This is a genomic window from Curtobacterium sp. USHLN213, from assembly GCF_037144815.1.
Taxonomy (GTDB): Bacteria; Actinomycetota; Actinomycetes; order Actinomycetales; family Microbacteriaceae; genus Curtobacterium.
Genome location: NZ_JBBCYQ010000002.1, coordinates 376,486 through 399,037, shown reverse-complemented (window position 1 = coordinate 399,037; position 22,552 = coordinate 376,486). Strand labels below are relative to the sequence as shown.

Genomic DNA, 22,552 nt, shown 5'->3' with positions numbered 1-22,552 from the left:
TCATGAACGACGTCGATGCACGCATGGACCGGTTGCGACGGGCCGCCCGCTACCGGTACCAGCAGCTCGTGGACAGCGAGATCGAACGCGGCTCCCTCGACCCCGACGAGGTGCGCGAGGAGCGTCGGCTCCTGCAGGCCGCGGACGTCGCGGCGCACGCTCGGGCCCAGATCGAGGAGGCCGAGCGTCGGGGTGTCTTCGAGGGCAACCCGTACCACGGCAAGCGGCTCCCGGGGAACGACGGACGCCACGACCCCGACTGGTGGATCAAGGCGAAGATCGAGCGCGAGGAGATCACCGGCATCGCCCCGCCCGCCCTGGCGCTGCGGAAGGAGGACGCCGAGCTCGACGAGCACCTCGACGCCCTCTCCGCCGAGCCCGACGTCCGTGACGTGCTCGACGACTTCAACGCCCGCGTGAAGGAGGCCCGTCGGCAGCTCCTCGGTGGGCCGCCGGTGGTGACCCCGCTCCGAGACGTCGAGACCGAGGTCGCCGGCTGGCGAGCGCGTCGGCAGGAGCGACTGGCGACCGAGGCGCAGGCGGCCGCGGACCGGGCCGCTGCCGAGGCGGACCGACCCCGGCGGTGGTGGCGCCGACGTCGGTGAGGTGATCCGCGCCTCCTGGACCGCCCCCCGGACACGGGAACGACCGCAGCACCGCGCTCGTGGCGCGGTGCTGCGGTCGTCCCTGGCGTGGAAGCGTTACTTGATCTTGGCGGTGATGGTGGCGGTGCCGACGAGGAGGCCGGACTTCACGGCGTCGGTCTTGAAGGTGCTGTTGAGCAGCTTCGCGGCGTCACCCGAGACGTGCACCGTGGTGCCGGTCAGGATCGCGTTGTCACCCTCGAGCTGCAGCGGCTTGAGCGTGCCACCGTGCAGCGAGAACAGGTACGCGTTGTTCACCGCGACCTTGCCGTTGACCAGCACGTCACCGTAGAGCTTGGACGAGCCCGGGTTCACGACGAAGTTCTCCAGCGTGACCGTCGTCTCACCGGCGGTGAGGGTCAGACCCGAGTCGTCGTGGTTCAGCAGACCCTGCACGTACGGACGGTAGTCACCGTCCGGCGACCAGTACGTGACCGAACCGGACGTGATCGGGAACGACACGGACCCGTCGGCGAGCTTGGCGTCACCGGAGACACCCGGGGTCAGCTTCAGCGCGGTCAGGGCGTCGGTGAAGCCGGAGTCGAGCTTCACGGCGGTGTCGCCACCGAGGACCTCGGGCACCGACGCGACGGGGCCGGGGATCTTCGACGAGGACGACGACACGGTGTGCACCGACGGGGTCGAGGCCTGCGCCGAGGTGATGCCGAACGCGGCACCACCCAGCACGAGCGCACCGGTGGTGGCGAGCGTGATGGAGGTCTTCAGGGACTTGCGCATGGGTTGGGTCCTTTGCTGTCTCGGGGGCTCCGGCCGGTGGCGACGTGCTCCTGTGCACGCGCCGTGCTGTGTGCTTGCTGTGGCCCGGCCGTTCGTGACCGGAGAGCGCCCTGGGCGTTTGCCCTTGTGACATGCATTCGGCACCCCCTGCCGAACGGTTTGGAAGTTTTTCTGGGATTCCCCCGCGACCGCCTCCGTACCGTGGGGGCATGGCCCCCGCATCCCCCTCGAGCACCGACCGGATCCGCGCGATCGACGCCTGGTGGCGCGCCGCGAACTACCTCACCGTCGGGCAGATCTACCTGCTCGACAACCCGCTGCTCGACCGCTCGATCACGCCGGACGACGTGAAGCCCCGGCTGCTCGGACACTGGGGCACCTCGCCGGCGCTCAACCTCGTCTACGCGCACTGCAACGCGCTCATCGCCGAGACGGACCGGCAGCTCCTGTACATCTGCGGGCCCGGTCACGGCGGTCCCGCGATGAACGCCAACGCGCTGCTCGATGGCACGTGGGGCGAGCTCTACCCGGACATCACGCCGGACCCGGACGGGCTGCGGCAGTTCTTCCGGCAGTTCTCCTTCCCCGGTGGGATCCCCTCGCACGCGGCGCCCGAGACCCCGGGGTCGATCAACGAGGGCGGCGAGCTCGGCTACTCCCTCGCGCACGCGTACGGAGCGGCACTCGACAACCCGGACCTCGTCGTCGCGTGCGTCGTCGGCGACGGTGAGGCCGAGACCGGGCCGCTCGCCGGGTCCTGGCAGGCGCACACGTTCCTCGACCCGGTGTCGGACGGCGCCGTGCTGCCGATCCTCAACCTGAACGGGTGGAAGATCGCGAACCCGACGGTCCTCGCACGCATCCCGCACGACGACCTGCACGCCTACTTCCGTGGGCTCGGGTACGAGCCGATCGTGGTCGACTCCGCCCGCGTCGACGACGACCCGTTCGCCGTGCACGCGCTGTTCGACGGTGCGCTCCGGCGTGCACTCGCGACGATCGACGACATCCAGGCCGCGGCCCGCGCCCAGGCGCAGCGAGCGGCCGCCGGGCAGCCGGCCGGTGCTGCGGACCTCCGACCGCGCTGGCCGATGATCATCCTCCGCACGCCCAAGGGCTGGACCGGCCCGAAGGTCGTCGACGGCCAGCAGGTCGAGGGGACCTTCCGCGCCCACCAGGTCCCCCTGCCCGCCGTCCGCGAGGACGACGACCACCGCCGGCAGCTCGAGGAGTGGATGCGGTCCTACCGCCCCGAGGAGCTGTTCGACGACGACGGCCAGCCGATCGGCATCCTCACCACCATCCGGCCCACCGGCGACCTGCGGATGAGTGCGACTCCGCACGCGAACGGCGGCCGGCTCCGCACCGCACTCGACCGCCCCGGGCTCGAGGAGTTCGGCGTCCCCGTCGGCGAGGACGCGAGCGCCACCGGCACGCTCGGCCCCTGGCTCGCTGCACTCATCAAGCGGAACCCCTCGTCCTTCCGGCTCTTCGGCCCGGACGAGACGGTGTCGAACAAGCTCGACGCGGTCTTCGACGTCACGTCGCGCGTCTGGCGCGCCCAGCGTGGCGTCGGGGACGAGCACCTCGGCGCACACGGCCGGGTCACCGAAGTGCTGTCCGAGCACCTGCTCGAGGGGATGCTCGAGGGCTACGTGCTGAGCGGCCGCCACGGCGTCCTCAACACCTACGAGGCGTTCGCACACATCATCGACTCGATGGTCGGCCAGTACGCGAAGTGGCTCGAGTCCTCGACGGACATCGACTGGCGGGCACCCGTCTCGAACCTGTCGATCCTGCTGTCGTCGCACGTCTGGCGCCAGGACCACAACGGCTTCTCGCACCAGGACCCTGGGTTCCTCGACGTCGTCGCGTCGAAGCAGCAGGACCTCGTCCGCATCAAGCTGCCGGCCGACGCGAACACCCTGCTGGCCGTCGCGGCGCACGCACTGGAGACGACCGACCGCATCGAGGTGATCGTCGCCGGCAAGCACCCCGAGCCGGTCTTCCTGTCGTTGCCCGACGCGGTCGAGCACGTCGCCGCGGGGCTCGGGGTCTGGGACTGGGCCGGCACCGAGGAGACCGTCGGCCGCGTCGACGTCGTGCTCGCCTGCGCCGGTGACGTCCCCACCGTCGAGGCCGTGGCCGCCGCGGACATCATCCGCCAGCACGCTCCCGAGGTCGGCGTCCGTGTCGTGAACGTCGTGGACCTGCTGTCCATCGGCGACCCCCGGAAGCACGAGCACCCGGTCCCCGACGAGCGCTACGACGAACTGTTCCTCCCCGGCACCCCGACCGTCTTCGCGTTCCACGGGTACCCGTCCCTCGTGCACCAACTGACCTACCGCCGGAACGGGCACGACGACCTGCACGTGCACGGGTTCCTCGAGCAGGGCACGACGACGACCCCGTTCGACATGCTCATGCGCAACGAGATGGACCGGTTCGCGCTCGCGCACGACGCCCTGACCCGGGTGGACGCGTCGGCGCACGACGCGCTGCGCACGCGGCTGTCCGAGGCCCGCACGGCGGCCCGCGAGTACGCGTACACGAAGGGCGAGGACCACCCGAGCGTCGGTGCGTGGCGGTTCTCGGGGTGGCCGCAGGACGAGGCGGCATCGGAGGGCACGGGCGGCGACCCGGGCGAGGGGGAGACCGAGGGGGCTGCGCCCGGCAACTGACGCGCGTCCGCGCACTCCTCCACACCCAGGAGGCGCGGATCACGTTCCACAGGACCGGTCACGCTCGGCGCGTGGCCGGTCCTGTCGCGTCAGGGTGGTCGTCATGGATGCAGGCTGGACGAGCGCGAGCGTGTCGTTGCTCAGCGCCCTGGTGGCGGTCGCGAGCGTGGTGGTGACGGTGGTCGAGGGGCGTCGGGCGCGGCGGAATACAGAGTTCTTGGGGCATCGGGACCACTGGTGGCAGCGTTGGTCGTGGGTGGTCGCACGTGCCGTCTCAGAGGACGAACGGCAGCGGGATGCGGCGGCTCTGATGACGGACGCTCTCATGTCCCGGCCCTGGGTCACCGATGACGACGAGTGGGTCCGACGAGCGCTCGACGACCACGAGACGATGACTGCGCGACGGCGCCGATCTGGGAAGGAACGACAGGACGATGATCTCCGACGAGGATGACCGGTCCTTCAAGGCACGGCTCGACCGGATGGAGCGGCGCACGCCCAAGCTCCTCGCGCACCCGCACTACGGGCCGCTCGTCCGTGCGGCCGGTGACCTCGAACGACTCGCGGAGATGCGCATCGAGTGGCGCGAACGACAGGAACGGGCACGAGCACGGAAGCTCCGGTGGGAGGCCTCGATCAGCGAGGGCTGACCGAGCACCGCGCTGCCGGTGGCACGCTGGACGGGTGAGCGACCTCGTCATCCCGGCCCCGACCCTCCCGACCGTCCCCACCACGACCGGCGGACGCTTCCCCGTCCGGCGGGTGTTCTGCGTGGGCCGCAACTACGCCGCGCACGCTCGCGAGATGGGCCACGACCCGGACCGCGAGCCGCCGTTCTTCTTCACGAAGCCGGCGGGCGCGGTGGTGACCGACGACGCGGACACCCCGTACCCGTCCGTCACCGAGCGCCTCGAGCACGAGGTCGAGCTCGTCGTGGCGATCGGTCGCGGCGGAACGGACATCCCGGTCGACACGGCCCTCGACCACGTCTGGGGCTACGCCGTCGGGATCGACCTCACGCGGCGCGATCTGCAGGCCGAGGCGAAGCGGCTCGGGCGCCCGTGGGACACCGCCAAGGGCTTCGACGCCTCGGCCCCGGTCGGCGCGATCGTCCCCGCCGCCGACGTCGACCCGACCTCGGGCACGATCGAGCTGCGGGTGGGCGGCGAGCTCCGACAGTCCGGGGACCTCGCCGACCAGATCTGGTCCGTCGCCGAGACCATCGCGGAGCTCTCGCGGTTCGTGTCCCTCGCGCCGGGCGACCTCCTGTTCACCGGCACCCCGGACGGTGTCGGGGTCCTCGCCCGCGGGGACCTCGTCGAGGGCACGATCGCCGGCGTGGGCTCGGTCCGGACCGTGATCGTGTGACCCCACGCGTTTCCCCCGTGTGTCGGCGGCCTGGGAGGGCTCGCAGCACCACCGAGTAGCAATGTCTCGATGCCGCTGCGGGGTGCGCGGTGTCGCCACACTGGGGACACCCGACCGCGACGGGGCGGGGCGGCGTGTCCGGAGAACGGAGGTGCCGCCGTGCAGGAACACGACCTGCTCGCGACGTCCTGGACATGGGCCGGGACCGAACCGATCGGCGAGCGCATCGACGCCGTCGGTGCTGCCGGCTTCGCCGGACTCTCGCTGTCGCTCGGTGACCTGCACGAGGTGCGGGCGACGATCGGGTTCGCCGCCCTCCGCCGCATGCTCGACGGTGCTGGGATCGTCTGGGTCCAGCTGGGACCGCTCGAACGCTGGTGGACCTGCGCGAACCACACCACCGACCAGGACGCCGACCGCGGTGTGGTGCTCGAGGCCGCCGCGACCCTGAGCGCCTGGCAGGTCGTCGCGCGTGCGGACGTCACGCTGCCCGGCGTCTCGCCGTCCGCCATGGTCGACGACTGGAACGAACTGGCCGGGCAGGCCGCGAAGGTCGGTGCGCAGCTCGTCCTCGAGCCCGAGCCGTGGTCGAACCTGCCGACGGTGGAGCGCGCGTCCCGGTTCGTCACCGCCGCCGGTCACCCGAACGGCGGGCTCCTGGTGGACGTGATGCACGCACTGCGCGGCGGGTCCACGCTCGCCTCCATCCGCGAGGGCGTCGCGCCGGCGTCGCTCGCCGCGGTCGAGCTGAGCGACGGCCTGCTCCACACCCCGGCGGGCATGACCCTCGCCGAGGAGGCCCGCGAAGCTCGCCACCTGCCCGGCGCCGGCGCCTGGGACGTCCCGGGGTTCGTCCGCACCGTGCGCGACCTCGGGTTCGACGAGCCGTGGGGCGTCGAGGTCCGGACGGCAGCACACCGGGCGATGCCGATCGGGGACGCCCTCCGGACCGCTGCCGCGGCGACCCGGGCGGTGCTCGACGCCGCCGACGCCTTCGGGACGCCCGCCGTCCCCGCGATGCCGACGACCCCGGCGCCGACCTCGGCGGTGGACTTCGAGCCGCCGGCTGCTCCCCCGCCGAGCGACCGTCGCCGCGACGCCGACTCAGGAGCTCCGGCGTAGCGTCACCGGCATGACCGACCAGCCAGCACACGACGACGACCTGCTCCGCCGCTCCCAGGAGGCCATCGACGAGGCGAAGACGGCTGCGGCCGACATGGTCGAACCGGACGAGGACGACCTCATCGACGAGGACCTCCCGGTCGCCGACGACGCCGAGCCCGCCGACGGTCCCGCGCCCGCTCCCTGAATTCTCCGGCCGGTGGTCTCGGGCGCTCAGTCGATCTCGACGACCCGAACGGTGACGTCCGACGGTCGACGTCCCAGCAACGCCGTTCCCTCGGCGACCACCGCGTCGCGGACGCTCCGGACGAGCCCGAGCGTCGGGACCCGCCGGTCCGTCGTCACGACCACGCGGATCCGGGCGCCCTCGCGTCGGTCCTGCACGAGGACCGCGCCACCGTCTCGGGGCAGGTCGAGCACCGAGTGGACGTCGCGGACGAGCGTGGCGAGGTTCGGCCCCGGTGGCAGCACCGAGCGGACCCCGGGGACCCCGAGCACGACCGCGGTCAGTCCGCGCGAGACACTGCGCACGTCGTCGGTCACGGTCGTCCTCCCTCGATGAGGTCCGCCACCCGCACCACGAGCGACCGCACCACGAAGGGTGCGTGCGCCGCGAGCGCGTCCTCGATGATCGACCGGAGTGCCTCGGCGCGGAGGTGCACCGGCCCGTCGGCGCTCGCGGCGATCGACACCTCGACGTCGACCGATCCGCCGGCCGTCCCGACGTCGCCCGTGAACCTGGTCCGTCGGACGACCACGCCGGGTACCTCGTCGCCGAGAGCCCGCACGAGTCCGCGGAGTGCGCCTTCGGTCACGACGAGCGTCGACGCGGGGTCGTCGTCCGGGACGGGGATGTCCCGCCCCGCGTGCGCCGTCGTCCGCACCGACGCGAGCACGCTGGCGATCCAACCGGCGTCGGCCCCGGCGGCCTCGGCGGCCTCGGCGTCGAGCAGGTCCCGCGAGGCCGTCCGCAGCGACTCGAGCCGCACCAACGCGGCGGCCGCCTCGGGGTCGCCGTCGATGTCCGGCCGCGCCGGGGTGCGGTCGGTGTCCAGGTAGTCGGAGAGTTCCTCGAGGGTGAACGCGCCGAACCGTTCGTCGTCGGTCATCGCCACCCCTCCATCTGCTCGAGGACACGACGTCGTGCCCGCGCCAGCACCCCGCGCACCGTCGCCTGCGGCATCCCCGTCGCCTCGGCGATCTCGGCGTACGACGCCCCACCGATCTCCCGCATCACCCAGACGGCACGGTGCGCGTCCGGGAGTGCCTGCACGATACGCGCGAGTTCCTGGACCTGCAGCCGCGTGCTGACGACCTCGTCGACAGGGCGGTCGTCGGCCGAGTCGACCACCGCTTCGAGGTCCAGGTGTGGATGCCGACGACGGAGGCGGTCGAGCGCCTTGTTCGCCGCGATCCGGAACAGCCAGTTCCGCACACGGTCGGGGTCGTCCACCCGGTCGATGCGCTGCCAGGCCTGGAGCGCCGCCTCCTGCACGGCGTCCTCGGCCTCGCCGTCGCCGTGTCCGAGGATCCGAGCGGCGTAGGCGCGCATGTGCGGGCCGTAGCGGCGGATCAGCACCCCGAACGCGACCGTGTCGCCGTCGGCGCTGCGCGCGACGAGGGAGGCGTCCGACAGGGACGCCAGGGCGTCAGCGTCGCTCAGGGTCGGCTCCTCGTCGATTTTCTTCGGTTCTCGCGTGACGATCGCGGTCGTCGTCACGTCTTACGTACGGGTCTACCAGGAGCGCGGTGCGTGCCTGGTGCGAAGCGCGTCGTGACCGGTCATCCCTGAACGACCGGTCACGGCGCCCCGACGGCGGCCCGTGCGTCCCCTGATCCGGCGCACGGGCCGTCTTCACCCATCGAAGCCCCCGGGTGTGTCGTCGTTCTCCGGGTGCTACTCGTCGACCTCGTCACCGAGGAAGTCCGCGTAGGTCACCTCGGACTCCGTCACCCCGACCCCCGGGTCCACGGGTGTGCGCGCCGATCGGTCCCCTGCGATCGTGACTCGTTCCTCCGCGGTGAACGGGGGCAGGTACTTGCTCGCGCTCATGCTCGCGCCCTTTCGTCCCGGCGAACGTAACAGCCCGTGCCGGAATCCCGGGGGATCACCCCCGATTCGTCCCCCGGTCGAGGGTGGAACGGGGGACGGAAGTTCGCCCCGGGCTGACCCCATGCGGATGCATGCTCACGATTCCCGGACGACGTCCCCGGGGTCCTTGTCCACCCGCCACCCGCGCCACGAGGGCTGTCGCAACCGGCCGTCCGACGTCCACTCGGCGAACTCGACCTCGCCCACGCGCTTCGGCGTCACCCAGTGCGCGTCGCGGGCATCGGGCCGAGGGACGTCGACGAACGGCGAGGTCTTCCGCTCGAGCGCGGCGAGCGTCGCACCGATCTCGTCGAGGTCGCGGTCGCGGAAGCCGGTGCCGACCTTCCCGATGTACTCGAGCCCGTCCGGCCCCGGGACGCCGAGGAGCAGCGAGCCGACCCCACCCGCACGCCGACCACTCCCCGGCTTCCACCCGCCGACCACGACCTCCTGCGTGGCGTGGTGCTTCAGCTTGAGCCACGCCTCCGATCGCCGACCCTCGGCGTACTTCGACCTCCGCTTCTTCGCGACGACCCCTTCGAGTCCCTGCTCCGCCGAGTCCGCCATCGCCCGGGCGAGGTCGCCCTGGTACGCAGGCGGGACGTCGATCGCGCCGCCCGGTTCGACCACCGTCTCGAGCGCTTGGCGACGCGCGTCGTACCCGAGGCGGGTGAGCTCGTGTCCGTCCGCCTCGAGCACGTCGAAGAGCAGCAGCCGGACCGGTGTCTCACGTCGCGCCGCCTCGACCTCGCGCGACTTCGTCAGTCCCATCCGGTTCTGCAGCAGCTGGAACGAGGGCCGCCCCCGATCGTCGAGGGCCACGATCTCGCCGTCGAACACGCCGTCCACCCCGGCGCGGTCGCCGAGTTCCTGGAGCTCGGGGTACTGCACCGTCAGGTCGTTGTCGTTGCGGCTGCGGAGTGTCACCGAACCGTCCCGGACGGTCGCGAGCGCGCGGATGCCGTCCCACTTCATCTCGAACGCCCAGTCGGACGCGTCCAGCGTCGGCTCGCCCTTCGCGAGGGTCGCCTGCATCGTGCGGCGATCAGCCGGAGCAGTGTCCGACGCGGCCGTCCGGTCGATGCGCGCGGTCGGGTCGCCGCCGGCGGGTGCGGGTCGGGAGGCGCGGCTCGTCCCCGCCCCCTCCCCGCCGTCCGCCAGGCGGTCCGGCTGGTCCTTCGTGCGGTGGATGAGCCAGTTCTTCTCGTCGCCGTCGCGCCCACGACCCCGTCCGCGGGTGTGCAGCAGCGCCAGTCGGCGAGCGCCCCCGGTCCGGCCGTGCAGCGTGACGATGACCTCTTCGCCCTCGCGCCACTTCTCGAGCTCGTACGTGCCGTCGTCCCAGATCGTGACCGTGCCGCCGCCGTACTCGTCCTTCGGGATCGTGCCCTCGAACGCGCCGTACTCGAGCGGGTGGTCCTCGGTCTGCACTGCCAGGTGGTTCTTCCCCGGGTCGGTGGGTTCACCCTTCGGCAGCGCCCAGCTGACCAGGACCCCGTCGTGCTCGAGCCGGAAGTCGTAGTGGTCGCGTGTGGCGTGGTGTTCCTGGATGACGAACGTCGGGGTGCCGTCCTTCCGCACCGTCGGGGCGTCCTCGGGCACGGGTTCCGGGGTCTTCGACGCGTCGCGCTTGGCGCGGTACGCGGCGAGCCGGTCGCGCGCGGGCTGCTCCGCGTCGTTCGCCTGCTGGGTCCGGTCGCTGTCCCAGTGGCCGTGGTCGTCCCGTCCGACCGCCAACGAGGCGGAGGCGACCGGGTGCAGGTGGTCGCCCCGTTCCTCCAGGCGTTCGAGGACCTCGTCGAGGGTGAGCTGCGCGAGCCCGCGTTCGGCGAGTTCCTTCCAGGTGCGGGGCGCGGCGACCGTCGGCCGGTCACGGCCGCGCAGGGAGTACGGCGCGATCGTCGTCTTGTTGCCGTTGTTCTGCGACCAGTCGACGAACACCTTGCCCGTCCGCTCCGCCCGGCTCATCGAGGAGAGCACGAGGTCCGGCAGGTCCTGCTCGAGCGCCTTCGCGAGTTCGTGCGCCACCTCGGAGACGTGTCCGGTGGAGGCCCCGCCGTCGAGCGCTGCGTAGAGGTGGATGCCCTTCGACCCGGACGTGACCGGGTACGGGTCGAGCCCCATGCCGTGCAGGATCTCGCGTGCTGCGAGGGCGACCTCGACGCACTCGGGCAGCCCGACGCCGTCGCCGGGGTCGAGGTCGAGGACGAGCCGGTCAGGGTTCTGCTGCCCGCCGCGGGGGCCGAACCGCCACTGCGGCACGTGCAGTTCGAGGGCGGCCTGCTGCGCCATCCACACGAGGGTCGGCAGGTCGTCGACGATCGGGTACTCGTTGTCGTGCTCGGCGTGGTGGATGGTGTGGTGCCGGACCCAGTCGGGCGCGGAGTCCGGCAGGTTCTTCTCGAAGAACACCTTGCCGTCGACGCCGTTCGCCCAGCGCTTCCGGGTCACGGGGCGGTCCTTCACGTGCGGGATCATCCACGGCGCGACCCGCTCGTAGTACTCGATCACGCGTCCCTTGGTGGTGCCGGTCTCCGGGTAGAGCACCTTGTCGGTGTTCGTCAGGGCGATGCGGCGGTCCCCCACCAGGACCACGGTCTTGCGCGAGGTCGGACTCACAGCGCCACCCCGGTCGCCCCCGCCACCGTGAGGGTCGTCCCCGACGTGTACGACGACTCGGGGCCGGCCAGGTACACGTACGCGCTGCCGAGCTCGACCGGCTGTGCAGGTCGGCCGAAGGGTGTGTCCTGCCCGTAGGCGGCGATCTCGTCGCCCGGGTAGCTGATCGGCTGCAGCGGCGTCCACACCGGGCCCGGCACGACGGTGTTCGCCCGGATCCCCTTCGCCGCGAGCTGCCGCGCCAACCCGTTCGTGTACGTGATGATGGCGGCCTTCGTCGCCGCGTAGTCGATCATCCGGTCCTGCGGTTGGTAGGCGGACACCGAGCTCGTCGTGACGATCGCACTGCCGGGCGCCATGTGTGGAACGGCCGCACGCACCAGCCAGAACAGCGAGTACAGGTTGACCTTCATCGTGCGGTCGAAGTCCTCGGTCGACTGCTCCGTCACGTCGTCGTGCACCTTCTGGTGGCCGGCGACGAGGACCAGCGCGTCGAGCCCGCCGAGCTCGCTCACCGCGTCGCGCACGAGTGTGTCGCAGAACCCCTCGTCGGTCAGGTCACCGGGGAGCAGCACGGCCTTCCGCCCGAGGTCGCCCACGATGTCCCGCACGGCCTCGAGGTCGTCGCGTTCCTCGGGCAGGGCGTTCAGGGCGACGTCCGCGCCCTCCTTCGCCATCGCGATCGCCGCTGCCCGTCCGATGCCTGAATCGGCCCCGGTGACGAGCACACGGTAGCCGGGCATGCGGCCCGTGCCGAGGTAGCTCGTCTCGCCGTGGTCCGGTGCCGGGTCCATCGCGCTCGCCAGTCCGGATCCCTGCTGCGTCTGCGCCGGGAAGGGCGGACGGGGGAACTGGTCGCGCGGGTCCTGCTTGTCGAGCTGGCTCATGGGCCCATGGTGCTCGCGCCGCGGCCACCGCGGTTCAGCGAAGCGGGATCTGTGGAGAACCCGTCCGCTACGGGCGCTCCCGTGGAGAGACGGGCATCATGTGCCCATGAGGTCGATCTGGAAGGGCTCCATCGCGTTCGGGCTCGTCAACGTGCCGATCAAGGTCTACGCGGCGACCGAGACGCACGACGTGTCGCTGCACCAGGTCCACGACGAGGACAAGGGCCGCATCCGGTACAAGCGTGTCTGCGAGTTCGGCCACGAGGTCGAGTACGCCGACATCCAGCGCGCCTACGACGACGGCGACAAGACGGTGGTGCTCACCGCCGACGACTTCAAGCAGCTCCCCGAGGAGCAGTCGCACGAGATCGAGGTCCTCGAGTTCGTCCCCGTCGACCAGGTCGACCCGATGATGTTCGAGAAGTCCTACTACCTCGAGCCCGACTCCCGCTCCCCCAAGGCGTACGTGCTCCTGCGCGAGACCCTCGCGAAGACCGACCGGCTGGCGATCGTGCAGTTCACGCTCCGGCAGAAGACCCGGCTCGGCGTCCTGCGGGTGAACGACGACGTGATCCTGCTGCAGGGGCTGCTCTGGGGCGACGAGGTCCGTGCCGCCGACTTCAAGGGGCTGGACGCAGCGGTGAAGGTCAGCGCGAACGAGCTGAAGATGTCGTCGTCGCTCGTCGACAGCATGTCCACGGACTTCGACCCCGACCGCTACACCGACGCCTACCAAGTGGAGCTGCAGCAGCTCATCGACGCGAAGCTCGAGTCCGGCGACGACATCGACACCGAGAAGACCTTCGGTGAGCGCTCCGAGGACGACGATGATGACGAGGGTGGCGACGTCATCGACCTGATGGCCGCCCTGCGCGCGTCGGTGGACAAGAAGCGGTCCGGTTCGGGAGGCACGGGGTCGCGTTCCCGGAGCGGGTCCCGTTCCACGAAGCAGGACTCCACGGCCGACGAGTCACCGGAGAAGGCCTCGGCCGAGAAGGCACCCGCGAAGAAGGTCCCCGCGAAGAAGACCCCGGCGAAGAAAGCCCCCGCCAAGAAGCCGGCCGCCAAGAAGCCGGCCGCCAAGAAGCAGGCCAGCTAGCCGGACCGCGCGACACGAGCAGGAAACACGCGTCGGCCAGACTTGACGCATGACTCCAGAAGAGCCTGGGGCCTTGTCGTCGCCACCCGCGACCGATGGCCCGCCCGTCACCGTCTCCATCACCCGACTCGTCGAACCCGAACGGATCCCCGACGTCACCCGCTGGGTGCAGTCCGGCGTGAACCTCGCCAACCGCTACCCGGGCTTCCTCGGCTCGGGCTGGGTCCGCTCGCACGCGACGAGCCGTGAGTGGCACATGCTCTACCGGTTCGCCGACCACGACTCCCTTGCCACGTGGGAGAACTCCGACGACCGGCTGCGGTGGCTCGACCTCGGCCGTGACCTCGTGGTGGAGTCCCGCGTCGAGAAGCGCACCGGGATCGAGGGGTGGTTCGACGCACCGGCCGGTGCCCCGGCGTCGAGCGCACCGCCGCGGTGGAAGCAGGCCGTGAGCATCTGGCTCGGGTTCTTCCCGGTCAACCTGGCGTTCACGTACCTCGTCGGCTGGCTCGTCCCCGCGTTCGGCGCGCTCCCCGTGCTGCCGCGCGTGCTCGTCACGACGCTCGTGCTCACGCCGATCATGACGTTCTGGGTGCTGCCGTTCGTCACGCGGATGATCCGCCCGTGGCTCCTCGCACCGCCGAGGAACGGCTAGCCGAGCACCGACAGCTGGTCGAGCCGCTCGAGGATCACGCCCTCGCGGAGCGCCCACGGGCAGATCTCGAGCGCCGGGAGGTCGAAGATGTCCAGGCAGGCCTCGGCGACCAGTGCTCCCGGCACCACCTGGTGCGCCCGGCTCGGCGACACCCCGGGGAGCTCGGCCAGCTCGGCGACCGACATCGTCAGGAGCGCCGGCAGCTTCGCGCAGAGCACGTCGCCGTCGAGCGCGCGCGGCACGAGCGGCCCGGCACCCGAGGGCGCCGCGCCGCAGATCCGTGCGATCGACCGGAACGTCTTCGAGGTCGCCACGGCACGGTCCGGCCGCCCGGCGCGCAGCAGCAGCCCGGCGTCGCGGGCGATCTCCACCCGGATCTCGTGGCGGATCCGGCGCACGTCGTCCTCGGTCGGGGTCCCCGCCGCGAAGTACGACCGGGCGAGCCGCGCGGCGCCGATCGGCATCGACCACGCGACGTCGGGCGCTTCGTCCGCTCCGCCGGCGATCTCGAGCGACCCGCCGCCGATGTCGAACACGGCCAGGCGACCGGCGGACCACCCGAACCACCGCCGCACGGCGAGGAACGTCAAGCGCGCCTCGTCTCCGCCGGACAGCACGGCGAGCTCGACGCCGGTCGCCCGTTCGACGTGGGCGAGCACCGCGTCGGAGTTCACGGCGTCGCGGACGGCCGAGGTCGCGAACGCGAGCATGTCCTCGCACCCGCGGTCCTCGGCGACGCGGACGGCGTCGGCGACGAACGAGGTCAGGGCGTCGACGCCCGCCTCCGTCACCGCGCCGGCGTCGTCGAGGTGCTCGGCGAGGCGCAGCGGTTGCTTGAACGACGACGCCGGCAGCGGGGCGGCACCGCCGTGGGCGTCCACCACCAGCAGGTGGCCGGTGTTGGACCCGATGTCGAGGACTCCCACGCGCATGCCACAACGCTAGTGGCCGCGTCGGACGGGCACGGCCCAGGAGGCGCGGTTCAGCCCCGCAGGAACGACTCCAGTTCCGCGGTGGTCGGGTACGACGCCTGCGCGCCCGCCTTCGTCGCGGCGTACGCCCCGACACCGACCGCGAACCGCGCGGCCTCGACCAGCGGGTCCCCGGCGGCGAGGCGCAGCGCCACCGCACCCATGAACGCGTCGCCGCAGCCCGTGGTGTCCACCGGCTCGACCTGGACGGCGTCGATCGACACCGGCTCGGCGTCACCGTCGTGCACGACGCACCCCGAGCCGCCCCGGGTCACGATCGACCGTCGGACGCCGTGCTCCCCGAGCTCGGCGGCCTCGTGCTCGTTGACGAGCAGGACGTCGGTCAGCTCGAGCAGCTCCGCCGGGACGGCACCGAACGGGGACAGGTTCGTGAGCACCGTGACCCCGGCGGCGTGCGCTGCGCGGGCGGCGGCCAGGACGACGTCGATCGAGACCTCGAGGCAGAGACCGAGCACGCCGGCACCGTCGAGGGCATCGGCGGGGACGTCGTGCGGGGTCAGCGTGCCGTTCGCGCCGGCGGAGATCACGATGGTGTTCTCCCCTGCGCGGTCGACCGTGATGACGGCGGTGCCGGTGGCCACGCCCTCCCGGACGGCGACGTGCGTCGTGTCGACACCCGCCGCCGCGACGGAGTCGCGCAGCAGTCGACCGTTCCCGTCGTCGCCGACCGCGCCGATCATGCGCACGGTGCCCCCGAGCCTCCCGGCAGCAACCGCCTGGTTGGCGGACTTGCCGCCTGGCAGGATCGCGAGGTCGGACCCCTGGAGGGTCTCACCGGGCTTCGGGAAGCGCTCCGTGCGGACCACCAGGTCCGCGTTGAGGCTCCCCACGACGACGATGCCGGTCATGCGGCGGCTCCTGTCTCGGCCGAGGCCGGGCGCGGGATGAGGAAGGACGTGGCGAGTGCCGCGCAGGTGATCACGGCACCGAGCAGCATGCCACCGGAGTACCCGGCGGTGCCCGCGGACCCGCCGGTCCCGAGCGCGATCTGCAGGGCCGGCAGGACGGCGAAGCTGATGCCGGCACCGAGGTTGAACGCACCGGCGTTGAGGCCGGGCAGGAAGCCGGGGTTCGACTCCGGCGAGAGCACGATGCCGAGCCCGTTCAGGATGATGTTCGCGATGCCGGCGTACGTGATGCCGATCAGCACGGTCGCGGCGATGAGCACCGGCAGCGAGTGCACGCCGACGAACGCCATGACGAGCGTCGCGACGATGCTCCCGACCAGGCCGACGCGCAGCACGGCGCGGTAGCCGAGGGTCGGTGCGAGCCGGCCGGCGAAGGGTCCGACGATCCAGCCGACCAGCGCGTACGGGGTGAGGAACGCGAGCGAGGCGAGGTCGGCCTCCATGCCGAAGCCCGCGTCCGGGTTCTGCGCGAGGCTCGTGACGAGGCCGTTCACGACCGCGAACACGCCCGTCATGGTGAGCAGGGTCGTGACGAGCAGGGCCCAGGTCGCACGGCGCTTGAGGAACCGTGTCTCGACGAGGGGCTCGCGCACCCGCGACTCGACCGCCCAGAAGACGCCGAAGGCCACGAGGGCGAGGACGATGCCACAGGCCACGAGCCCCCAGTTGGCGGCTGCGAGCTTGCCCGCCTCGTTGAACGCGGTGAGCAGTGCGCCGACGCTGACGACGAGCGGCAGGACACCCCACCAGTCCATCCGGGTGCCGGCCGACGGCTTCGACTCGACGCCCCACGCAGCGACCATCAGCGCGGCTACGACGGTGACGATCGCGATGACCCAGAAGATCCCGCGGAACCCGAAGTGCGTCGCGATCCACCCTCCGGCGAGGGCGTCGACGCCCGCGATGCCGCCGTTCACCGCGGTGAGCAGGCCGAGGGCGGCGCCGTAGCGCTTCGGGTCGGCGATCTCGTTGCGGAGGATGAGCAGGCCGATCGGGACGACCGGGCCGGTGACGCCCTGGATCATGCGGCCGACGAACAGCATCGGGACGTTGACCGCGAGCGCCGCCACGATGCTGCCGACGAGCATCACCGCGAGCATGCCGAGCAGGACGCGCTTGCGGCCGACGATGTCGGACAGGCGCGGCAGGAACAGCGAGAACAGCGCCGCCAGGGTGAAGAACAGCGTCTGCGACAGGCCGATCGTGGCGTCGTCGGTGTGCAGCTCGCGGGCCATCGTGACCAGGGCGGGGCTGAGCATGCTCGCGTTCAGCTGGAACGCGATGCAGGCTGCGAGGAGCGCGGCGGTGAGGGCGCCGATCGACTTCTTCGTCGATGTGGTGGTCATGGGGGTCAGTGCTCCGTGGTGGTCGTGGTGGCTGCGGTCCGGGGCGTCCAGCCGGTGTCCGGGGTCTCGCCGATGCGCTCGAGGGCGTCGACGACGAGGTCCCAGAACCGGCCGTGGTCGAGCTCCATCGCGGCGCTCGTGCGGCAGTCCTCCGGCGCGGGCGCGCGGAAGTCGGCGACGGTCATGCCGAGGGTCAGGGTGCCCTGCGTCTCGACGTGGATCGGGACCTTCACGGCACGGACGACGGTCGGGTCGATGACGTACGCGACGGCGCACGGGTCGTGCACGGGCGGGGCGTCGAAGCCCTGGGCGTCCTTGTACGTCTGGCCGAAGAAGTCGAGCAGCTCGCCGACGAACGCGGCGGGGGCGGTGCCGACGGCGGCGATGCGCTCGGCGACCTCGGGCGTCGCGAGCGCCTGGTGCGTCAGGTCGAGGCCGACCATGACGACGTCCCAGCCCGCGTCGAAGACGATCGAGGCGGCCTCGGGGTCGATGACGATGTTGAACTCGGCGACCGGGCTCCAGTTGCCGACGTGCACCCCGCCGCCCATCAGGACGACCTGCTTGACGCGCTCGACGATGCGGGGCTCCTTGCGGGCCGCGAGGGCGATGTTCGTCAGGCCGCCGGTCGGCACCAGGGTGACCGTGCCGGGCTCGTGCGCCATGACGGTCTCGATGATGAGGTCGACCGCGTGCCGCTCGTCCAGCTCGAACGACGGCGAGGGGAGCATCGGCCCGTCGAGACCGCTCTCGCCGTGGATGTCACCGGCGACCTCGATCTCGCGGAGCAGCGGACGGTCGGCACCGGCGGCGAACGGGACCCCGGTGATCCCGGCGATGCGGGCGACGGCGAGGGCGTTGCGGGTGACCTTCGGGAGCGTCTGGTTGCCGACGACGGTCGTCACGGCGAGGAGCTCGATGTCCGGGTTGCCGTGGGCCAGCAGGATCGCGACGGCGTCGTCGTGGCCGGGGTCGCAGTCGAGGATGATCTTCTCGGGCACGCGGGGCGCTCCACTTCTTCGGGGATCAGGAGGTCGATGCTCGACGAGGTGGGGATCCGCGGCGAGGATCAGCTCCCGCGGCACGTCAAGCGTTTGACATGGAAACACGTCAAGCGTTTGACGTCAAGTCACCGGCGGCGGACCCGAACTGCGCGGTCCGCGCTCGGTAGCATCGACGCGTGCCATCCTCCGCCGCCCCCGGCCGTCGTGTGACCGCTGCGATGGTGGCCGAGCGCGCGGGGACGAGCATCGCCACGGTGTCGCTCGTCGTGAACGGCAAGGACCGCGGCCGGGTCTCCGTGCCGATCGCCACGAGAGTGCGCGACGCCGTCGACGAGCTCGGCTACGTCGTCGACCACGCTGCAAGTTCCCTCGCGCGGGGCAGCGGCGACCTCGTCGTCCTGATCGCCCCCGACTTGTCGAACCCCTTCTTCGCCGAGGTGATCCGCGGCGTGCGCGACACCGTCGGCGACCGCTTCCAGCTCGTGCTCTCCGTGACGGAGCGCGGGGCCCAGCCCGTGGCCGCCGACGTCCGACGGTTCGAGCGGCTCCGCCCGGCCGGCATCCTGGTGGACGCGCCCGCCGCCGACGAGACGATGACCGCCACCGTCCCCGTGGTGCTGCTCGACGCACCGGGCGGCCCCGAGGCCGTGAACTACGACCTCTCCCCCGGTGTCCACGAGCTCGTCGCCCACCTGCACGAGCGCGGGCACCGGCGGGTGGGGTACCTCGACGGGACCTCGCGGGCTGCGACGTTCGGCGTCCGTCGGGAGCTCTTCGAACAGGAGTGCGCGGCCGTCGGCATCGAGGTCTCCGAGGTCACCGCCCGCGCCGACCTCACGGTGGACGCCGCGGCCTCGGCGACCGAGCACGTCCTCGAGGCCTGGCAGGACGACGACGTCACGGCGGTCGTCGCGGCTGCCGACACCCTCGCGTACGGGGTGCTCCGGGTCGCCGGGCAGCTCGGCATCGCGGTCCCCGGCGAACTCGCCGTCGCGGGGTTCGACGACCTGCCGTCGTCCTCGGTCACGGCGCCGGCCCTGACGAGCGTCGCACTCCCCGGCGCGGACCTCGGCCGGGCTGCGGCGCTGCGGTTGCTCGCGACGCTCGACGGCACCGCGCCGGAGGCCGCGGCGCTCCCCACACGCCTGGTGCGCCGCGCGAGCACGGGCGCGTAGCGCGCGCCGCGGCGGCTGCGCGCGGCGCCGCGGCGCCGCGCGCGGTCGCGGACCGCGGCGGTTCGTGCCGCGAGAGCGACGATGTACCGCGACCGCGCGGCGATCACCCCGCGGAAGCGACAGGTGCCAGCCGAGATCCGGCGGCAGCCTGTCGCTTTCGCGACCGGGGCGCGGTGGGCGCGGTGGGCGCGCGCCGTGGCGGACGGGAGGCGCGGTGCGAGCTGGCACCGCGCCTCCTGGCCGGCGGTGGTCCGGACCACCCCGCCGAAGCGACAGATCGGCGCCGCGGCGGCGGGTCCGTGCCGGGGAAGCGACAGTCCCCCGCAGGGATCCTGCGGGGGACTGTCGCTTTCGTGGATCGCGCGGTCAGCGCTCCGAACGGTCCGGACCGGCATCGGCCGGCTCGGGCGCCGGCTGCGGCTCGGCCGCGCCGGCCGTGTGCCCCGCGCGCTGCGCGCGCTCGAGCTCATCGGCCTCGGCTCCGCCGACCGCCTCGCCACGGGCGACCATGCCGGCCGTGTCGGAGAGCTTGATCTGCGGGAGGAACAGCGCGAGCAGGAAGGCCACCGCGATGAACGGCAGCAGGTACCAGAACACGGGGGCCAGGGAGTCTGCGTACGCGTTCACGATGCCGTCCTGCACCGCCTCCGGCAGCTTCGCCACGGTCGCGGGGTCGATGCTGCCCGCCGACGACGCCGCGTCGGTCGCCGATCCGCCGGCGCCGCGGAACACGTCGGTGAGCGACGTCGTGAGCCGCGCCGTGAAGAGCGCACCGAAGACGGCGGTGCCGAGGGAGGCGCCGACCTCGCGGAAGTAGTTGTTCGTCGACGTGGCGGTACCGACCTGCTCGGCGGGCACCGCGTTCTGCGCCACGAGGACGACCACCTGCATGATGAGGCCGAGGCCCGCACCGAAGACGAACAGGTACGCGCAGATGAGCCAGATCGGGGTGTCCGCCGCGAGCTGGGTCATCGCGAGCATCGCCAGGGCGACCAGGATCGTCCCGATGATCGGGAACATCCGGTAGCGACCGGTCTTGGTGATCAGGTTGCCGGACGCGATCGAGGTCCCGATCAGGCCGACCATCATCGGCAGCATCAGGAGACCCGAGACCGCCGCCGAGGTGCCGGACGCCATCTGCAGGAACGTCGGGACGAAGCCGATCGCCGCGAACATGCCGATGCCGAGCACGAGGCCGATGCCGGTCGCGAGCAGGAACGTGCGGTTCCGGAAGAACGACAGCGGCAGGACGGGGTCCGCCGCACGCGACTCGACGAGCACGAGGAGCGCTGCCGACACGACGAGACCGGCGAACCAGGCCCACGTCTCCGGGGCGTCCCAGCCGTGGTCCTTGCTGCCGCCGAACTCCGAGAAGAACACCAGGCACGTCGTCGCGGCGGACATGAAGAGCACGCCGAGGACGTCGATGCGCTTCGTCGCCTTCTTGCTCGGCAGGGTCAGCGCGAACCACGCCACGAAGAACGCGGCGATGCCGACCGGGATGTTGATGTAGAACGCCCAGTTCCAGGTGAGGTGGTCGACGAAGAACCCGCCGAGCAGCGGGCCGCCGATCGCCGAGAGGCCGAAGATCGCACCGAGCGGGCCGAGGTACTTGCCGCGCTGGGACGCCGGCACGATGTCCGCGATGATCGCCTGCGACAGGATCATCAGGCCGCCGCCGCCGAGGCCCTGCATGGCACGGAAGACCACGAGCTGGGTGAAGTCGCCGGCGAAGGCGCACCCGGCCGACGCGACGGTGAACAGGGCGATCGCGATGAGGAACAGGTTGCGGCGACCGAGGACGTCACCGAACTTGCCGTAGACGGGCATCACGATGGTCGAGGCGAGCAGGTACCCGGTCGTCAGCCACGCCTGGTGTGCGACGCCGCCGAGCTCGCCGACGATGGTGGGCATCGCCGTCGAGACGATGGTCTGGTCGAGGCTGGAGAGCAGCATCCCCGCGATGAGCGCGGAGAAGATGATCCAGATCCGGCGCTGCGTGAGGAGCAGCGGTCCGTCGGAGCCTGGGCGGGCACGCTTGGTCGTGCCCGGCGCGGTGGCGCTCATTCGGTGGTGTCCTGTCCGGTCGTGATGGCCGCCCTCATCAGGCGGAGGTTCTGGGTGAGCAGCTCGTCGAACGCGGGGCCGGTGGCTTCGTCGAACGCGTCGTCGAAGTAGGTCTCCGCCGTCACCTTGAGCAGCCCTGCGGCGGCCTCGGTGACGAGCCGCGCACGGCGGTCGGTGGCGTCGCCCCAACCGAACCGCGCTCGTACGGCGTCGGTGATGCGGCCGAGCTGCACGTCGGTGGCCGAGAGGAACCGGGCGACGAGCGCCGGCTCGCGTTCGAAGACCCCGCGGACGAGGACCTCGTCGGCGCGGTCGATGCCGGCCCGGTGGAACTGGTCGATCGCCAGCGCGACGATGGAGTCCAGCGGCTCGAGGTCGGCCGCGACGACACCGCCGGCGGCGTACGCGTCGATGGCTTCGACGTCCGCGTTGATCTCGATGCCGAGCACGGCGTCGTCCTTCGACGCGAAGTGGTTGAAGAACGTCCGCCGGGACACCCCGACCGTCTCGCAGAGCTGCTCGATCGTGAAGCCGTGCAGCCCGTGCTCGATGGTCGCCCGACGTGCCTCGACGATCATGCGTCGGCGCAGCGCGCGGGTGCGTTCGGTGGTGCTCACCGGACAAGAATTGCACTATCGGACTGAGAGTGCAATGTGGAAGTGGGGTACCGCTAGAGCGCCTTCTCGAAGCAGAACGACCACGGCATCGTCGCGGCGTACGGCTCGTACACCGGGATCGGGGTCCAGCCGGTCTTCTCGTAGAGCGCCACGGCCTCGGGCTGCTTGTCGCCGGTCTGCAGGATGAGCCGCGCGGCGCCCTCCTCACGCCCGACGCGCTCCCCCTCGGTGAGCAGCGCGGTGGCCGCACCCTTCCCGCGGGCGGCGGCGAGGACGATGAGGCGCTTCAGTTCGACCTCGTCACCGAGGCGCCTGACGGCGATGTGCCCGAGGGCCTCGCCGTCCTCGTCGATCGCGAGGATCGAGGTGATGATCGTCGCCGGGTCCACGGCGAGCGCCCGGCCACGCTCGGCCGTCACCGCCGGGTCCTCGTCGCCGTTCGCGGCGCCGTAGCGCTCGTGCATCTCCTCGTCCATGCGGGCGCGGAGCGCCACACCACGGGGGTCGTCCCACCGAACGCGTTCGATCGTGATCACGA

General features: G+C 71.8%; 23 protein-coding genes. 9 read left to right on the top strand and 14 right to left on the bottom strand.

Translation table 11 applies throughout. The features are described from left to right. The first annotated feature begins 2 nt into the window (after positions 1-2). Positions 3-605: a J-domain-containing protein gene (locus WFH25_RS04575; RefSeq protein WP_336696956.1), complete on the top strand. Its 603-nt coding sequence runs from the start codon at positions 3-5 to the stop codon at positions 603-605. 96 nt (positions 606-701) lie between these two features. Here the strand turns inward: WFH25_RS04575 and WFH25_RS04570 are convergent, their stop codons facing one another. Further along, the gene (locus WFH25_RS04570; RefSeq protein ID WP_070417182.1) at positions 702-1,382 is read right to left on the bottom strand and encodes a hypothetical protein; all 681 of its coding nucleotides are present in this window, start codon (positions 1,380-1,382) and stop codon (positions 702-704) included. Between the two features lie 209 nt (positions 1,383-1,591). Between WFH25_RS04570 and WFH25_RS04565 the strand changes: the two genes are divergently transcribed. The 5 genes from WFH25_RS04565 (at position 1,592) to WFH25_RS04545 (ending at position 6,740) form a co-directional block, all read left to right on the top strand. Next, the gene (locus WFH25_RS04565; protein ID WP_336696955.1) at positions 1,592-4,063 is read left to right on the top strand and encodes a phosphoketolase family protein; all 2,472 of its coding nucleotides are present in this window, start codon (positions 1,592-1,594) and stop codon (positions 4,061-4,063) included. A gap of 434 nt (positions 4,064-4,497) precedes the next feature. Continuing rightward, complete coding sequence (locus WFH25_RS04560) at positions 4,498-4,713, top strand: hypothetical protein (protein WP_071303366.1); 216 nt, start codon at positions 4,498-4,500, stop codon at positions 4,711-4,713. A 34-nt stretch (positions 4,714-4,747) separates the two neighbouring features. Continuing rightward, entirely contained in the window at positions 4,748-5,431 is a 684-nt protein-coding gene (locus tag WFH25_RS04555) for a fumarylacetoacetate hydrolase family protein (protein ID WP_309778117.1), read from the top strand. 159 nt (positions 5,432-5,590) lie between these two features. Next, entirely contained in the window at positions 5,591-6,553 is a 963-nt protein-coding gene (locus WFH25_RS04550) for a sugar phosphate isomerase/epimerase family protein (RefSeq protein ID WP_071303364.1), read from the top strand. Positions 6,554-6,563: 10 nt separating this feature from the next. Next, the gene (locus tag WFH25_RS04545; RefSeq protein ID WP_336696954.1) at positions 6,564-6,740 is read left to right on the top strand and encodes a hypothetical protein; all 177 of its coding nucleotides are present in this window, start codon (positions 6,564-6,566) and stop codon (positions 6,738-6,740) included. A gap of 26 nt (positions 6,741-6,766) precedes the next feature. Here WFH25_RS04545 and WFH25_RS04540 read toward each other — a convergent pair whose 3' ends face one another. From WFH25_RS04540 to WFH25_RS04515, 6 genes are all read right to left on the bottom strand, one after another. Beyond that, the gene (locus WFH25_RS04540; protein ID WP_336696953.1) at positions 6,767-7,096 is read right to left on the bottom strand and encodes a hypothetical protein; all 330 of its coding nucleotides are present in this window, start codon (positions 7,094-7,096) and stop codon (positions 6,767-6,769) included. Then, entirely contained in the window at positions 7,093-7,662 is a 570-nt protein-coding gene (locus WFH25_RS04535) for a hypothetical protein (protein ID WP_261646960.1), read from the bottom strand. The genes WFH25_RS04540 and WFH25_RS04535 overlap by 4 nt, the downstream gene beginning before the upstream one ends. After that, complete coding sequence (locus tag WFH25_RS04530; RefSeq protein ID WP_229086513.1) at positions 7,659-8,273, bottom strand: RNA polymerase sigma factor; 615 nt, start codon at positions 8,271-8,273, stop codon at positions 7,659-7,661. Before WFH25_RS04530 ends, WFH25_RS04535 begins: the two co-directional genes overlap by 4 nt. A gap of 177 nt (positions 8,274-8,450) precedes the next feature. Further along, positions 8,451-8,606 carry a hypothetical protein gene (locus WFH25_RS04525; protein ID WP_336696952.1) on the bottom strand — a complete coding sequence of 52 codons (156 nt, stop codon included), beginning with the start codon at positions 8,604-8,606 and terminating at the stop codon, positions 8,451-8,453. Between the two features lie 135 nt (positions 8,607-8,741). Further along, positions 8,742-11,264 carry an ATP-dependent DNA ligase gene (locus WFH25_RS04520; protein ID WP_336696951.1) on the bottom strand — a complete coding sequence of 841 codons (2,523 nt, stop codon included), beginning with the start codon at positions 11,262-11,264 and terminating at the stop codon, positions 8,742-8,744. Then, positions 11,261-12,151: an SDR family oxidoreductase gene (locus WFH25_RS04515; protein ID WP_092388240.1), complete on the bottom strand. Its 891-nt coding sequence runs from the start codon at positions 12,149-12,151 to the stop codon at positions 11,261-11,263. Before WFH25_RS04515 ends, WFH25_RS04520 begins: the two co-directional genes overlap by 4 nt. A 106-nt stretch (positions 12,152-12,257) precedes the next feature. Here WFH25_RS04515 and ku point away from each other — a divergent pair, with 106 nt between their 5' ends. Next, positions 12,258-13,250, top strand: coding sequence for a non-homologous end joining protein Ku (ku, locus tag WFH25_RS04510; protein WP_336696950.1), 993 nt, complete (start codon positions 12,258-12,260; stop codon positions 13,248-13,250). 49 nt (positions 13,251-13,299) lie between these two features. Continuing rightward, on the top strand, positions 13,300-13,905 hold the full coding sequence (locus tag WFH25_RS04505) for an antibiotic biosynthesis monooxygenase (protein ID WP_442892398.1): 606 nt from the start codon (positions 13,300-13,302) through the stop codon (positions 13,903-13,905). Here WFH25_RS04505 and WFH25_RS04500 read toward each other — a convergent pair. The 4 genes from WFH25_RS04500 to uriH are packed head-to-tail and all read right to left on the bottom strand — an operon-like array spanning position 13,902 to position 18,152. After that, complete coding sequence (locus WFH25_RS04500; protein ID WP_336696947.1) at positions 13,902-14,837, bottom strand: Ppx/GppA phosphatase family protein; 936 nt, start codon at positions 14,835-14,837, stop codon at positions 13,902-13,904. The two genes, WFH25_RS04505 and WFH25_RS04500, sit on opposite strands and share 4 nt — an antisense overlap. A gap of 50 nt (positions 14,838-14,887) precedes the next feature. After that, a complete protein-coding gene (locus WFH25_RS04495; RefSeq protein ID WP_336696946.1) occupies positions 14,888-15,745 on the bottom strand; it encodes a ribokinase in 858 nt (285 codons plus the stop codon). After that, a complete protein-coding gene (uriT, locus tag WFH25_RS04490) occupies positions 15,742-17,151 on the bottom strand; it encodes a uridine transporter UriT (RefSeq protein ID WP_336696945.1) in 1,410 nt (469 codons plus the stop codon). Before uriT ends, WFH25_RS04495 begins: the two co-directional genes overlap by 4 nt. A gap of 5 nt (positions 17,152-17,156) precedes the next feature. Continuing rightward, on the bottom strand, positions 17,157-18,152 hold the full coding sequence (uriH, locus tag WFH25_RS04485; RefSeq protein WP_070417195.1) for a uridine-preferring nucleoside hydrolase UriH: 996 nt from the start codon (positions 18,150-18,152) through the stop codon (positions 17,157-17,159). A gap of 179 nt (positions 18,153-18,331) precedes the next feature. Here uriH and WFH25_RS04480 point away from each other — a divergent pair, with 179 nt between their 5' ends. After that, complete coding sequence (locus WFH25_RS04480; RefSeq protein WP_254791849.1) at positions 18,332-19,330, top strand: LacI family DNA-binding transcriptional regulator; 999 nt, start codon at positions 18,332-18,334, stop codon at positions 19,328-19,330. A 366-nt stretch (positions 19,331-19,696) separates the two neighbouring features. Here WFH25_RS04480 and WFH25_RS04475 read toward each other — a convergent pair whose 3' ends face one another. From WFH25_RS04475 to WFH25_RS04465, 3 genes are read right to left on the bottom strand one after another with little or no spacing between them, the layout of a single operon-like run. Next, positions 19,697-21,397 carry an MDR family MFS transporter gene (locus tag WFH25_RS04475; RefSeq protein WP_336696944.1) on the bottom strand — a complete coding sequence of 567 codons (1,701 nt, stop codon included), beginning with the start codon at positions 21,395-21,397 and terminating at the stop codon, positions 19,697-19,699. After that, the gene (locus WFH25_RS04470) at positions 21,394-22,014 is read right to left on the bottom strand and encodes a TetR/AcrR family transcriptional regulator (RefSeq protein ID WP_070417197.1); all 621 of its coding nucleotides are present in this window, start codon (positions 22,012-22,014) and stop codon (positions 21,394-21,396) included. The genes WFH25_RS04475 and WFH25_RS04470 overlap by 4 nt, the downstream gene beginning before the upstream one ends. 53 nt (positions 22,015-22,067) lie before the next feature. Beyond that, complete coding sequence (locus WFH25_RS04465; protein ID WP_229086503.1) at positions 22,068-22,550, bottom strand: GNAT family N-acetyltransferase; 483 nt, start codon at positions 22,548-22,550, stop codon at positions 22,068-22,070. Between the last annotated feature and the right edge of the window lie 2 nt (positions 22,551-22,552).

Coding starts and splice junctions, on each gene's coding strand:
- WFH25_RS04500 (WP_336696947.1), bottom strand. CDS start 14,837: ATGCGCGTGGGAGTCCTCGACATCGGGTCCAACACCGGCCACCTGCTG.
- WFH25_RS04495 (WP_336696946.1), bottom strand. CDS start 15,745: ATGACCGGCATCGTCGTCGTGGGGAGCCTCAACGCGGACCTGGTGGTC.
- WFH25_RS04525 (WP_336696952.1), bottom strand. CDS start 8,606: ATGAGCGCGAGCAAGTACCTGCCCCCGTTCACCGCGGAGGAACGAGTC.
- WFH25_RS04560 (WP_071303366.1), top strand. CDS start 4,498: ATGATCTCCGACGAGGATGACCGGTCCTTCAAGGCACGGCTCGACCGG.
- ku (WP_336696950.1), top strand. CDS start 12,258: ATGAGGTCGATCTGGAAGGGCTCCATCGCGTTCGGGCTCGTCAACGTG.
- WFH25_RS04515 (WP_092388240.1), bottom strand. CDS start 12,151: ATGAGCCAGCTCGACAAGCAGGACCCGCGCGACCAGTTCCCCCGTCCG.
- WFH25_RS04570 (WP_070417182.1), bottom strand. CDS start 1,382: ATGCGCAAGTCCCTGAAGACCTCCATCACGCTCGCCACCACCGGTGCG.
- WFH25_RS04505 (WP_442892398.1), top strand. CDS start 13,300: ATGACTCCAGAAGAGCCTGGGGCCTTGTCGTCGCCACCCGCGACCGAT.
- WFH25_RS04545 (WP_336696954.1), top strand. CDS start 6,564: ATGACCGACCAGCCAGCACACGACGACGACCTGCTCCGCCGCTCCCAG.
- WFH25_RS04565 (WP_336696955.1), top strand. CDS start 1,592: ATGGCCCCCGCATCCCCCTCGAGCACCGACCGGATCCGCGCGATCGAC.
- WFH25_RS04535 (WP_261646960.1), bottom strand. CDS start 7,662: ATGACCGACGACGAACGGTTCGGCGCGTTCACCCTCGAGGAACTCTCC.
- uriT (WP_336696945.1), bottom strand. CDS start 17,151: ATGACCACCACATCGACGAAGAAGTCGATCGGCGCCCTCACCGCCGCG.
- WFH25_RS04575 (WP_336696956.1), top strand. CDS start 3: ATGAACGACGTCGATGCACGCATGGACCGGTTGCGACGGGCCGCCCGC.
- WFH25_RS04475 (WP_336696944.1), bottom strand. CDS start 21,397: ATGAGCGCCACCGCGCCGGGCACGACCAAGCGTGCCCGCCCAGGCTCC.